Below are 15,406 nucleotides of genomic sequence, written 5' to 3' on the forward strand. Positions count from 1 at the left end.
ATTTTATTTTAAATTCTGCAGATATTCGCTAGATAGTATTTGATCAAATAGCTTGAACACTTCCTCAGCATGATAGAGATCCTTTGATACACTCACTTTCATATACAGCTTACCGCAAAGGGTAGAAGATACGAGAAGGATTGATTGAGACTTAAAGGAAAAATAGATGGAATCCACTAATCTCTCCATTACAGGATAGGATATAACGCCCAGATTGGAATAGGTAAGCGAAAAGTCCCCTAAAGGGGACCTTTCTGGTATCGGTTTTTTACTCTGCTCTAACCACTGTGTTTTAACTTTTTCGTAGGATATAGAAACTGCAGCTCCCAGACATGACAAACTATAAGGAAGTCCCCTTTTAAACCATCGAAACATAGATTTTACTTGTTTGTCTATTTCCTTGCCTTGAAAAAATTGTGCTGGAAGACTTGCGATCAAATTTCCATAGGTATATTCCGGTGAATAGGGTGAGAGTGGATGGATGTCCATGGGCATCGAAATGACAACACGTTTCTTATCAGGTACATACTGGAATAATCCTTTGACTACTATTTCGCAGGTATATTCCGTTAGCGTCATTTTTTTAGCCTTGCATAGCAGCAATATTTTTTTAGTCTCATCCCTGTCAAAGCCGTATGTCTTGGTGGCATAATTATTACTTTTGGCAGGAGTCTTACCATAACTTAAGTCTACAGTATCCTGTCCAGGATTTTTGCCAGCTTTTAAAATAAAATCAGTAAGAAAAATTGGCAGCCATAAGAAGGCATTGACTCTCTTCATCATACGTAAAATTCCATGCAAAAAATTCGTATGTATTGTTTGTTCATCTCTGCCTTTTTGTTTATCACCTTCATAATATTGAAGCCATTTTTGAATCCAAAAGACTAGACATCTTCCATTTGCTACAATATGGTTCATACTTATAACAACCGTATATTCATCCACAACAGATAGGTTAAAAGGAAGACGCGTATTAGTCGGGTAATACTCCTTCAATAGGGTGTCCTTATCATACTTCTTACTTAGCTTTTCTTCCTCAAAACTCAACAGTTGTTCTAGTTCTTCAGTTGAAAACCGCCCCCATTCAAACTTATTCTTTTCAGGATATTCAATGATTTTCGTTTGGAGTAATCGATTTTCAAGGATTAGTTCTCGATAACTTCCAACCAATTTTTCACCATTAATCTTCTCCTTAAAAACCATTGTTGCTCTCATACTGTTTGATGAAGTAAACTCTTCCGTTCCTAAAAAATATGAGCCTGCCAGTTGAACAAGCTTCATATTTTCTCACCCCATTGATCTGGCTGCAAAACGCCTACTATTTGTTTTATAAGTTGAGCATTTCCTTTTACATAATCAGGTTCTAACATAACATCATGTGTGCCGAAGCCTTTGTATTCCATATAATTTCCTATGGTTTTCTGCACCCATTCATCAGCCTTAGAACAATTTTGTTGGTCTTTATGAGAATATATCTGACATAAATCAGCCGTAATTTTCTCATCGTTAAGTAAGCCATTAAGATAATTTAAATAATTCATTGTCTTGCTTTGAATGAATTTTTTTATATTTTTCTTTTCTTTTTCGGATACATCCATATTCTCCATAAAGTCATCGACACGTTCCATTAAGAGTTCCAAGCTCTCATCCGGTATTTTTAGGTATTGGCAATCTAACAAAAGGAGTCCAGCTACATCGTAACCTTGCCTTTCTAGTTCTCTTGCAACCGCAACCGTTAAAATTCCCCCTGCAGAAAAGCCACCCAAAACGTACGGCCCCTGGGCTTGTATGCTAGTTATCATTTTTACATATTCTTTAACTTTAGCATCACTTTCTACTAAATTAAAACAATATAATGTATACTCTTTCAATTCAGTCGCCAGATGTCTATATATTAGTCCTAATGGCACTGCCGGAGGAAAGAAGAACAGGTTCGGTTGATTACCATTGTTTTCGTTAAATCTTATATAATCGCTGTATACCTGTTTGACCGAATCCGATTTTTCAGTGCATTTTGCAAGTTCTGTTATCGTAGGGTTCTTAAAAATTTGATCATAAGGTATTTCTACCCCAAATTCCTCATAGATTCTCGCTACCAGGGTTATGACTTTTAGGGAATAACCACCCAGTTCAAAGAAGTTATCTTCAATCCCAACTTTTTCAACCCCTAAAACGTCCTGCCAAATCTCTGCCAGCTTTTCTTCCACTTCATTTCTCGGCGCTATGTATTCCGTTTTGGTCTGAGCCCTTCCTTCCGGTTCCGGCAGTGCCTTTCTATCGATTTTTCCGTTTGGTGTTAACGGCATCTTTTCAAGCTGTACAAAAACTGACGGAATCATGTACTGTGGCAGTGTTTGGTCTAAATATTCCCTGAGTTCCGAGATGGCAATTTCCTGCCCAGCTACCATATATGCGCATAAATACTTATTACCCTTCCCATCTTCTTTGACAATCACTAACACTTCTTTTATCAGCGGATGGTTTATCAGCCCAGCTTCGATCTCACCCAGTTCGATTCGAAAACCTCTAAGTTTGATTTGCTGGTCGATTCGACCTAAAAATTCAATATTACCATCCGGCAGCCATCTAGCAAGGTCACCTGTCCGGTACATTTTCTCACCTAGCACGAACGGGTTTGCTACAAACTTTTCTGCTGTCAATTCCGATCTGTTTAAATAGCCTCTAGCCAAACCATCTCCCGCGATACATAGTTCTCCCGGAACACCGACGGGTTGTAAATTTCCGCCCTGGCTTACTATATAAATGCAGGTATTGGCTATAGGAGCCCCAATGGGTACGCTCATTTCCTCATCTTGCAGATGTTTTATCTCGTAGTAGGTCGCATAAACGGTGGTCTCTGTCGGACCATATACATGCACAATCCTTCCACTGCCCAAATATTCATAGGCTTTACGTACATGATGTGCGGAAACCATTTCTCCACCAAACAGCACTTTTCTTATATTTTTCAAACATGCAATATTTACGTCCACCAGCGTATTAAACAGAGCAGTCGTAATAAAGAAGACTGTTACTTTTTCCTGATCGATCACCTTGCTCAGCCTATTCATATCTACTACATTAACCTTGTCAATCAGCACCAGTTTCGCTCCGTTTAGCAACGCTCCATAAATATCAAAAACCGAACCGTCAAAAGCGTAATTAGATAGCTGCAACAATACATCATCAATCGTGATCTCAATGTAATTCGTGTTTTTGACAACCCGAACTACATTATAATGCATGGTCAAATTTCCTTTAGGTTTCCCCGTGGACCCTGAGGTATAAATGACATAGGCTAAATCTTGGGAGGTATTTACTTTTTCCAAGTTTGCAGCATCTTCCTTGTACAATTCCATATCATCTAAGTCGATCATATCTCCATTGAAAACTATAGTATCAACTAAGTGCTGCTGCGTTACTAAGATTCTTGCTCCGCTATCTTCCAGCATATAGTTGATTCTTTCTGCCGGATATTCCGGATCAATGGGCAGGTACGCCCCTCCAGCCTTCAAGATCCCCATGATGCCAACGATCATTTCCGGTGAGCGTTCTACAATCATGCCGACTATGCTATTGGCTTTTACGCCCTTCTTCCTTAAATTTCTTGCCAATTGGTTGGCTCGTTGGTTCAGTTCTCGATAGGTTAGCTGCTGCTCTACAAAGGTTATAGCAATATGATCAGGGTTCTTTGCGGCTTGCTCCTCAAACAGTTCCTGAATGGTTTTATCTTGTGGATAGGTCGTTTTCGCATTATTGAATTCAACCAGAATTTGGTGTTTCTCATCCTCTGATGCGAGCTCAATATCTCCCAGTTTAATTCCCGGCTGTGCTGCAATATTTCTTAATATATTTGTAAAATGCCGTCCTAACCGTTCCATTGTTTCTTTCTTAAACAGTCTGGTATAGTATTCCAAGATGAGCTCTAAGCGATTGTTTACTTCGATAGCTTCTAAAGTTAAGTCGAATTTCGCCACTTTATGTTCAAATTCATAAGGTGAAAATCTTAAATTATTCATTTCTAACACTGCTGCACCGGCATTTTGAACAGTAAACATGGTATCAAACAGAGGATTTCGGCTTAGATTTCTTGTTATCTTTAACTTGTCCACCAATTCTTCAAATTGATAGTCCTGATATTCATAGGCATCCAATGCATTGTCTTTGACCTCTTGCAAAAATTCTAGGAAACTTTTGCTTTCTGTTGGGTTGTTCCGCATTGCCAGAGTATTGACGAACATACCGACCATATTTTCTAAATCTGCATGGGATCTGCCTGCAATGGGTGATCCTACAATAATGTCTTCCTGACCCGTATATTTTGATAATAAAACATTATATGCCGCCAGCAGCACCATGTATAAGGTAGTACCAGTTTCCATAGCAAGTTTGTTTAACGCTTCTGTCAATTCTTCTTCTACGGAAAAGTTGATCCTATCTCCCGCAAAGCTTCTGACGATTGGCCGGGGATAATCACTTGGCATATTGAGTACAGGAAGTTCTCCTGTAAAGGCTTTTAGCCAATATTCCTCTTGTTTCTTTAACGCTTTGCTTTGGAACATTTCATTCTGCCAAGCCGAAAAATCTTTATACTGAATCCGCAGTTCCGGCAGTTCCTGCCCCTCGTATAAACCTGCCAGTTCTTTCACTATAATGCTCATTGATACACCATCAGATATGATATGGTGCATATCAAACAACACAATATGCTTGTTTTCGCCTAATTCGATCAGTCCCACTCTGAGTAATGCTGCTTTGCCCAGATCAAAGGGACGCACAAAAGATTGAATGATATTCGGTATATCTTTTTTTCCCTTTTGCATGCTGTCGATGGTAAACTCAATTTCTTTGTGTATCCTTTGCATAGGCTCCCTGTTAATAACCGCAAAGGAAGTCCGTAATGTTTCGTGACGCTGAATGAGATTTTTGAGTACATCTTCCAATCGATCTTTTTCCAAAGCCCCTTCTACTGTAAATACAGCGGGCATATTATAATTCATATTTTCCGGCTCAAACTGATTCAGGATAAACATTCTCTTTTGCGCAGAGGAAACTGGATAATATTCTTGGTTCGCTACTGGTTCAATGGTCGCATAATCACTTTCCCCAGCACCTTCGATGGTTTTAATCATTGCCTTGATGGTTTGCGCTTTAAATACTTCCTGCAGAGATATTTCTGCCCCAAGTTCCTTATGTATTTTGGCAACAAGAGTAATGGCCTTTAAGGAATGACCGCCCAATTCGAAAAAGTTATCTTCAATCCCGACCTTCTCAACATCTAAAACCTCCTGCCAAATTTCCGCCAGCTTCTTCTCCACAGCGTTTCTTGGTGCGACATATTCCGTTCCCGTATTAATCCGCCCCTCAGGCTCCGGCAGCGCTTTCCTGTCAATTTTCCCGTTTGACGTTAACGGCATCTTGTCAAGCTGTACAAAAGCTGACGGAAGCATATAATCGGGTATTGCTTTTGCAAGGTGCTCCCTCAGTTCTGCTACGGTGAGTGCCTGTTCGGCTACAAAATAGGCACATAAATACTTGTCGCCCTTACTGTCTTCCTTGGCAATGACGATTGTTTCTTTCATAGACGGATGTTTTAAAAGTTCAGCTTCGATCTCACCTAATTCGATTCTAAAGCCCCTAATCTTCACCTGATGATCCATTCTGCCCAAATACTCGATAGCACCATCCGGTAACCATCTCGCCAGATCGCCCGTCCGATACATCTTTTCCCCTTGGGAAAATGGATTTTCTACAAACTTCTCTGCTGTCAATTCTGGTCTATTTACATAGCCCCTGGCCAATCCCTCTCCGGCAATACAAAGTTCACCGGCTATACCGATGGGCTGTAACTTATTGGTTCCATTCATAATATACAAATTGATATTATCAATCGGCTTACCAATGGGTATAGATGCATGTTTTTCTTCTGTTAAGCATGCAAAATGTGATGCATCAATGGTTGCTTCCGTGGGACCATATTGATTAATTAGTTTTACATTAGACTTCGTATTACATATTTCATGAAATCTTTCAACTAAGTTTGCTTGTAATGCTTCCCCACCGACAAATACCATTTTCAAACTTGATAAATGCTCTTGATTGACCTGCTCTTCCATATATTCCAAAAGTATATTTAATAAGGAAGGTACAAATTGGATCACTGTTACTTTTTTTTCACTAATCGCCTTGATAATTTTTGCCGGATCTTTTTCCCCTTGTGGCTCTAAAAGACATACTTTGGCGCCTGCCATCCCCCACCACAATACTTCCCATACGGATGCATCGAAAGTATATGATGTTTTTTGCAGTATAATGTCCTCTTCTGTTACAGGATATTGATTTTGCAGCCAGCTTAAAGTATTTACCAGCGAGTGGTGTTCAATTTCGACTCCTTTTGGTTTTCCCGTGGACCCCGAAGTATAGATCACATACGCTAGGTCTTGCGGAGTATTTATAGGTATCAAATTGGCAGGATCTCCTGAATATAAACCTTGGTGGTCTAAATCAATTGTTTCTCCTTTAAACGGAGCTATATGAAACAAATGTTCCTGGGTTAATAAGATGCTGGTTCCACTATCCGTCAGCATATAGCAGATCCTTTCCGGCGGATACTCCGGGTCAATAGGCAGATAAGCCCCCCCAGCTTTCAATATTCCCATAATTCCGATCATCATTTCCGGTGAGCGTTCCACCATAATTCCAACGATACTGTTGGCTTTTACGCCCTTGCTGCGTAAGACTCGTGCCAATTGATTGGCTTTATTATTCAAGTCTCCATAAGTGAGACGCTTATCACCAAATAGTACCGCGATATTATCTGGCTGCCTTGCTGCCTGCTTCTCAAAAAGCTCCTGCATTGTCTGATCTTTCGGATAGACGGTTTCTGTATTATTAAAATCATAGAGTATTTGATTTTTCTCATGTTCTGATAAAATTTCTATATCCGTGATCTTGATTTGCGGCTGAACTACAATACTTTTCAGGATGCTAACAAAGTGACTTCCCAATCGCTCAATTGATTCTCGCTTAAATAGCTTGGTATAATATTGCAGCGTAAACTCTAAACGACCATTTACTTCTACTGCCTCTAAGCTTAGATCAAATTTTGCAGTTTTGTTGGCAAATTCATAAGGAGAAAATTTCAAATTATTAATTTCTAGTGCGGCAATGTCCATGTTCTGTAAAGAAAACATCGTATCAAACAACGGATTTCGGCTTATATCTCTTGCTATATCCAGCTTGTCTACCAGTTCTTCAAATTGATAGTCCTGATGCTCGTAACCTTTCAGCGAGTTTCCCTTGACCTCTCGCAAGAATTCTAGAAAGTTTTTGCTCCCTGCCGGGAAATTTCGCATCGTCAGCGTATTAACAAACATACCCACAATATTTTCTAAATTCGCATGGGGCCTGCCTGTAATCGGTGTCCCTACTATAATATCTTCCTGATCCGTATATTTTGACAATAAAATATTGTATGCTGCCATCAATACCATATATAAGGTTGTACCGGTTTCCATGGCAAGTTTATTTAACTCTCTTGTCAGTTCTTCTCCTAAAGTAAACTTTAGCCAGTCTCCCTCAAAGCTTTTAACTGGTGGTCTTGGATAATCACTCGGCATATTGAGTACCGGAAGTTCGCCTCCTAAGGTCTGTAACCAATATGCCTCCCGATGTTTAAATATTTCACTTGCCTGCAAGTTTTTTTGCCAAGCCGAAAAATCTTTGTACTGAACCTGCAGCTCCGGCAATTCCATACCTTCATACAAGCTTGCCAACTCTTTTGCCAAAATCCCCATAGATACGCCATCAGAGATAATATGATGCATATCAAATAACATAACATGGCTGTTTTCATCCAATTCAACCAGCCCCACTCTAAGCAACGGAGCCTTGCTTAAATCAAAGGGACGTACAAAATTCTGAAAAATATTTCCTATATCCTCTTTTTCCCCGTAGAAACACTCAATGGTAAAAGCAGTTTCTTTGTGTACTCGTTGTACCGGTTCCCCATTAATTAATTCAAAGGAGGTCCGTAAGGTTTCATGTCTTTGGATTAGTTTTGTCCACACCTCTTCAAACCGCTGTTTGCTTAAAACACCCTCCACCTTAAATGCTGCGGACATATTATAGGCAGTACCATTTACGCCAAATTGATTTAAGATAAACATTCTCTTTTGCGCTGAGGATACGGGATAATATTCTTGTTCAGCTGCTGCTTCAATAGCCGCATAGTTATTTTCTGCCGCACCATTGATAATTTTGATTAATTCTTTGATGGTTTGGGCTTTAAATATTTGCTGCAGGGGCACCTCTGCCCCAAATTCCTTATGTACCTTGGCTACAAGGCTTATTGCCTTTAACGAATGACCACCCAGTTCAAAAAAATTATCTTCGATTCCGACCTTTTCCACGCCTAAAACACTCTGCCAGATTTGTGCCAGCTTTTCTTCCCCTTCATTCCTCGGTGCTACATATTTCGTTCCAATCCTTCCCTCTGGTTCCGGTAAAACTTTTCTATCGATTTTACCATTGGATGTTAACGGCATCTTCTCAAGCTGGACAAAGATTGACGGTATCATGTACTCAGGCAATGTTTTACTTAAATGTTCCCTAAGCTCCCTAGTAGTAAGTTCCTGTTCGGCTACAATGAAAGCACATAAATATTTCTGATCATTTGTATCCTCTTTATCAATCACCACTGCTTCTTTTATGGACGGATAGTTTATTATTTCGGTTTCGATCTCACCTAGTTCGATTCGGAATCCTCGGATTTTGACTTGATAATCAATCCGGCCCAAAAATTCAATATTGCCGTCCGGCAGCCATCTAGCTAGATCCCCTGACCGATACATCCGCTTACCCGGTACGAAAGGATTTTCTACAAATTTTTCGGCTGTCAATTCCGGTCTGTTCAAATAACCTTTTGCCAAACCATCACCGGATATGCAAAGTTCCCCAGCTATACCAATCGGCTGCAAATTATTATTTCTGTCCACGATATAGATTTGTGTATTATCCACAGGGCGACCTATCGGAGGCAGGACATCATTGGGCTCATCCCGGCTGACAGAAGCCCAGGTTGTAACGACAGTGTTCTCAGTTGGACCGTAATGATTTACCAACGTAAAGGGGATCTCTTTTGAAGGTCTGCGGTGCAGCTTATCCCCACCTGTTAATAATGCCCTAAGCTGAATTTCACCTGACCACTCCTCAGCCAATAATGCCTCGGCCATTGGTGTCGGCATAAAACTTACAGTAATCAGGTTGTCCTTGAGCCACTGAATCAGCCCTGTTGTTGATGCTCTGGTTTCATTATTAGGTATCCATAACTCTGCACCGGACGTCAAATAGGGCCAAATCTCCCAAACCGAAGCGTCAAAGGCCTGTCCTGCCAATTGACTTGCCCTGTCTAGAAAAGTGATGTTATATACACGCTGATGCCAGGATACCAGATTCACAAGACTAGTGTGCTCAATTTCAACCCCTTTCGGTTTGCCGGACGACCCTGAGGTATAAATCACATACGCTATATCTCGCGAATTACGCTCCATGCGTAAATTAGAATTATCTCCAGAGTACAAGTTAGGGTCATCTAAAAGAATTGTTTCCCGGGAGAAGACTTCTTGGTCAACTAAGTGCTGCTGCGTTAATAAGATATCTGTTCCGCTGTCTTCTAGCATATAGCGGATTCTATCCTCAGGATACTCCGGATCAATCGGCAGATATGCCCCTCCAGCCTTCAAGATTCCCATAAGTCCAATAATCATTTCCGGAGAGCGTTCCGTCATTATGCTTACAATGCTATTTCTTTTTACTCCCTTATGAGAGAGGACTCGCGCCAATTGATTGGCCTTATTATTCAGCTCTTTATATGTAAGTACTTCTTGTTCAAAGTTCACAGCAATACAATCAGGATTCTTTTCAGCCTGTTCTTCGAATAGCTCATGGATCACTTTGTATTTGGGGTATTCCACCTGGGTATTGTTAAACGCTGAAAGTCCTTGCCGTTCTTCTTCTGTAAGTATATCGATATCTCTTACCAGAACATGAGGATTTTCAATTATTCTCTCGATAATTCCTTGAAAATGTCCTTTTATTCTTTTCATAAAAGCTGGATCATATGCCAGTGCATTATAGTTAAACGTAACGGTTAATTCCTTACCAAGAACGACAATCATGTTAAAGTTATAATTCGTTTGTTCATAAGACTCACTATCGCCTACAGTAAAACCAATCTCATTAGCGTCCAAACCTTCTTCAACAGGATAATTCTCAAAAACGACAATGTGATCAACTAAACTGCCTTTTAAGTCCGTATTTGCCTGTATTTCAGCCAAAGGATAGTAACTGAACCGCTCAGATTCTACTGCAAATTGCTGTACCCTATTTACTAATCCCCCAAAGGTTTCGGATTCATCGCATTTTATCCTGACAGGCAAAGTATTTATAAATAATCCTACCATATTCTCAATACCTTTTATTTCGTGGGGTCTTCCTGATACGACTGCACCGAACACAACATCATTGGTATTATTATACCTCTGCAATAAGATTCCCCACGCCGACTGAACAATGGTATTTAGGGTTACATTATTTGTCTTTACGATATCCTCTAGACCTTTTCTTGTGCTTTCGTTTATCCGGAAAGTCATTTCTGCTAATTCATATTTCCCATCTGTTACAATCCCCTTATTTTTGGGAAGCACGGCCCGTTCTTCGTAATCTCTCAAATACCTTTTCCAGTATAATGCAGCCTCTTCCCGGTCTTGCTGAGTAAGCCAATTAATGTAGTCACTGTAAGGATATACAACCCCTAAGTTCAACTGCCGATTCTCTTTTAAAGAATGATACATTGCCAGAAATTCCTTACGAATGATCCCCATGCACCATCCGTCCATAATGATATGGTGAAAACTCCATAGTAACTTGTATGATTCATTTCCCGCTTTAACTACACTGATACGCATGGGAAGATCTTTTCTTAAATCAAACCCTCTGAGTCTGTCCGCCTTTTTAAATTCTTCAATAAATGCTTTCTTTTCCAATTCTGACAAATGGGTGATATCCTCAAAATGAATATGCGCCTTGCGTGTTTTCATAACAACCTGAACTGGTTTTTCCACGTTTTCATAGACAAAAACAGTCCGCAATATGTCGTACCTTTCAATAAGCATATTCAAGCTTTCTTCAAGATATTTGACTTCCAGACTGCCTTCTATGGATAAGAAACTCTGTTCAAAATACGCATTGGATCCACTATATAGCAGCGAATGATATAACATGCCTTCCTGCATAGGAGATAACATATATATATCCTTTATTTTTTTATGATTTTTTTTCTTTCCATTACTCATTGAATACCCTCCCAAGCCCGCTTTTATAAAATCAATATGATTATACTTTTATTCAACATCACTACATACATCTTCAAGATCTTCAAGGTCTTCAAAGGTGATACTCTTTAAAGTAAAATCACTTGGTGTCATTTCGGTGGAGTCGAGCTCTGCGCAATGATCAATAACGTGAAGCAGCTTTTTCTTAAAAAGCTCTGCAATTTTCATAACGGTGTCGTTTTCATACTCACCTTTATGATACGTGAAGTTTAATAGTAATCTTCCTTTGGTAACCATCCCGTTTATATCCATCGCATACAGATTTTCCATGTATGGAGATATCGATTTTCCCGCAGGAATACCGGAAATCGTAAATAGTTCCGTATTCACATCCCCGTCAAATTGTCCAAGATAATTGAAATTGATTTCTGGCTTCAGGTTAAACATTAGTGATTCCTTTTTTTCAGGTAAGGTTTGATATTTAAGAATCCCGTATCCGATCCCTTTATTGGGTATCTGCCGCATGCTTTCTTTTACTGCTTTTATCTTATATGCAAGATTCTGATCACCGCTCATATCCAAGATTACAGGGTATTGGGCCGTAAACCATCCGACAGTCCTTGATATATCAATATCCTTTATTATTCTTTCTCTACCGTGTCCCTCCAGATTAACTAATACCCTGCCTTCCCTTGTCCATTCTTTAATCGTAAGACCCAGAGCGGTAAGCAAAATATCATTTACCTCCGTGTTATAAGCTGAATTAACCTTTTTTAGCAAGGTTTCCGTTTCTCTTTCGGTTAAATTAATTTGGATATAGCCATTATCTCCGCTTCTTCTTTCCTGAACGGCTTTATCCTTGGGAAGCGGTTTTACATTCGTTTCTTCAAGCTTTATCCAATATTCTATCTCGTTTAATAGTTCCCGGCTGTTCGCATAAACAGCTAATCCAGCCGACCAATCTTTAAAGGAGTTGGTCTTATTCGCAAATTTTATTTCTTCATCATGCAACACCTGAATATACCCATTAAAAAGATCCTGAAGTATAATCCTCCAGGATACTCCATCAATTATCAAATGATGAATAACAATTAAAAGGTGATCCCCTGCATTGGTCTTAAACAGCCCTAATTTAACCAAAGGACCATGGTATAGATCAATACTATTTTGAATTCGATCCGCTTCTTTCGCAATTATTTCCCGACAATTATTGTAATCCCTAACATCTACAGTTTCTAATGAATAAAGTTCGCCTTCAAGACCTCTATTAAACTGGACAAGCTTGCCTGCATCAGTCTTAATAATCATTCGTAAAACGTCATGATGGTCTACCAATTTTGAAAAAACTTTTCTAATAATACTTTCTACAAATCCGTTCTTTCCATATAGCATAACGGCCTGATTAAAGTGATGTTTCTCTGTAAAGCTTTGCTCAAATAACCAACTCTGCATAGGTGTAAAACCGACTTCACCTTCAACCATCCCTTGATCAACCCCCCTGCTCGTCAAGGTTATATGGCTGCTCAATCCTTCAATCATGGGATACGTAAACAAATCTCGCATTTCTAAGTTTAGTCCGCACTGGCTCAGGCGAGACATTACTTGTATAGCCTTAATTGAGTCTCCTCCTAAGCTGAAGAAATTATCCTTTATTCCCACTTTCTTTACTTTTAATACCTCTTGCCATATCTTGGTCAATAATTCTTCTCTTTCATTCCGGGGAGCAACATACTCAATTCCAGTATTCATATTGCTATTTGGTTCAGGTAAGGCCTTCCTATCCGCTTTGCCATTTGAACTAAGCGGCATCTTTTCAAGCTGTACAAAATAAGATGGTATCATGTAATCAGGTAATTCCCGGGAGAGATGACCCCGTAATTCTGATATAGTAACTTCCCGCTCTGCCACAATATAAGCGCAGAGATATTTATCACTGTCTTTGCCTTCTTTAGCGACAACAACGCTTTCTTTTATAGAGGGATGTTTTAATAATTGAGTTTCAATCTCCCCCAATTCGATCCTAAAACCTCTAATTTTTACTTGATGATCGATTCGACCCAAGAATTCAATGTTTCCATCGGGGAGCCATCTTGCAAGATCGCCGGTTCGGTACATCCGTGCTCCGGGAAAGAAAGGATTTTTTACAAATTTCTCTGCCGTCAGTTCCGGTTTGTTTAAGTATCCTCTAGCTAAGCCCTCTCCTGCAATACAAAGCTCGCCAGCCATACCGATGGGTTGGAGTTTATTATTTTTATTGACTATAAATAACTTTATATTATCAATCGGCTTACCAATTGGAACAATTTCAAGTTCCTTCCCCGTTGAACAATCAAAATAAGATACGTCCACGGTAGCTTCTGTTGGACCATATAAATTGATCAATTTAACAGGCTGCCCTTTTAATAGTGTATTAAATTTATTTGCATGTTCCGGATTCAGTGCTTCTCCGCTGGCAAATACCTGCTCTAGGCTTTCGAGTTTATTTACATTGATTTGATTCTCCATATAAGTTAAAAAAACGGCTAACATAGAAGGTACAAAATGCATGGTAGTTACTTTATTTTTCTCGATCGATCTTACTATTTCTTCAGGCTCTTTTTCGCCGCCTGGTCTTAACATACAAACCCTTGCTCCTACGAAGAACCACCATAAAATCTCCCATACCGATACATCAAAAGTAAAGGGAGTTTTTTGCATGATAACGTCTTTGGATTCAAGTCTATAGTAATCTTGCATCCAATTGATTCTATTGATAACAGAGTGATGTTCGATCATTACCCCTTTCGGTTTTCCGGTGGAGCCAGAAGTATAGATTACATAGGCCAAATCATGAGAATTGTTTTCTAATGGCAGGTTGGAGTCTTCGCCACAATATAAACTTACATCATCTAAATCAATTACATGACCCTTATATGACACTCTATTAAGGAAACGACTCTGGGTTAGTAGAATTCTTGTCCCACTGTCTTCCAACATGTAGCTGATTCTTTCCTCTGGGTAATCCGGAGCTATAGGCAAATAGGCTCCCCCTGCTTTCAATATCCCGATAATTCCAATAATCATTCCAAAGGAACGTTCCACCATGATACCTACTAAACGATTTGCTTTTACCCCTTTATTTCGTAATACTCTTGCCAATTGGTTCGTCTTGTTATTTAATTCTCGATAGGTAAGCCACTGGTCCTCAAAGATCACGGCAATGTTATCCGGATTTTTTTCAACCTGTTCTTCAAATACTCTCTGAATTGTCTGTTCTCTTGGATAAGCAACGTCTGTATTATTAAAATCAAATAATATGTTTCTTTTTTCATCCTCAGATAAAATTTCTATTTCAGATAGTTTGATTTGAGGATTTTGGGTTACTTCCTGGAAGTAATGAAACAGGTGATCAATCACCTGTTTCATTACTTGTTCCGTATAAAGATTTTCATTATATTCCAATGTAACCTCTATAGAATCTTCCAGCAGTAAAAAAGAAAATAGTGTATCAATTTTAAAATCATCAATGATTGTCTTCTCGTGAATGTTTTCCAGTAAAACGACGGTCTTATAAACTAAGCCTTCATCACTTGCAGAGCACAATTTCAACTTTTCATAAATAGTATCAAGAGGGTAATTTTGATAACTATCAGCCTCAATGACAATGTTTTTTATTTTACCCAAGAAATCGCTAAAGCTCTCCCCTACATCAATGTTGCTTCTGAGCGGTAAAATACTATTTAAATATATGCTATCTATATCTACGCCTTGTTTAAACACAGGCATACCTACTAAAAGATCGCAATTAGCGGTATATCTGTACAGCAGATATTTTATACCAGATAACAGAATTACATAGGTAGCATATTCAGAGTGATTGCTTAAATGAACTATTTTCTGAAAAACTTTGTTTGACAGTTTGCGTTTAAATATCGCTTTTGTATATCCAATTTGATTTTGATCATTATTGGCAGAAAAACCATTACTATTTATCTCACCGTCTAATTTCTTCATCCAATACATTTTTTCTTCTTCATAATCCCCGCTTGATACGATAATATTTCGAGAATGTTTATCCAACAACATGCAGCGCT

At 39.1% G+C, this 15,406-nt stretch carries 3 protein-coding genes; all 3 read right to left on the reverse strand.

Going from position 1 to position 15,406, the window contains the following annotated elements; translation table 11 throughout:
• Positions 1-3: 3 nt before the first annotated feature.
• The 3 genes from JBW_RS23050 to JBW_RS23060 are packed head-to-tail and all read right to left on the reverse strand — an operon-like array spanning position 4 to position 15,398.
• Positions 4-1,281, reverse strand: a complete 1,278-nt coding sequence (locus JBW_RS23050) for a hypothetical protein (protein WP_007954889.1) — start codon at positions 1,279-1,281, stop codon at positions 4-6.
• The gene (locus tag JBW_RS23055; RefSeq protein WP_007954887.1) at positions 1,278-11,354 is read right to left on the reverse strand and encodes a non-ribosomal peptide synthetase; all 10,077 of its coding nucleotides are present in this window, start codon (positions 11,352-11,354) and stop codon (positions 1,278-1,280) included. Before JBW_RS23055 ends, JBW_RS23050 begins: the two co-directional genes overlap by 4 nt.
• A gap of 48 nt (positions 11,355-11,402) precedes the next feature.
• Positions 11,403-15,398: a non-ribosomal peptide synthetase gene (locus tag JBW_RS23060; RefSeq protein WP_007954885.1), complete on the reverse strand. Its 3,996-nt coding sequence runs from the start codon at positions 15,396-15,398 to the stop codon at positions 11,403-11,405.
• Between the last annotated feature and the right edge of the window lie 8 nt (positions 15,399-15,406).

The sequence above is a fragment of the Pelosinus fermentans JBW45 genome (assembly GCF_000271665.2).
GTDB classification, from domain to species: domain Bacteria; phylum Bacillota; class Negativicutes; order DSM-13327; family DSM-13327; genus Pelosinus; species Pelosinus baikalensis.

Bases quoted from the DNA above. Each gene is read 5' to 3' on its own strand.
- JBW_RS23060 (WP_007954885.1), bottom strand. From the start codon at position 15,398: ATGTTGTTGGATAAACATTCTCGAAATATTATCGTATCAAGCGGGGAT.
- JBW_RS23055 (WP_007954887.1), bottom strand. From the start codon at position 11,354: ATGAGTAATGGAAAGAAAAAAAATCATAAAAAAATAAAGGATATATAT.
- JBW_RS23050 (WP_007954889.1), bottom strand. From the start codon at position 1,281: ATGAAGCTTGTTCAACTGGCAGGCTCATATTTTTTAGGAACGGAAGAG.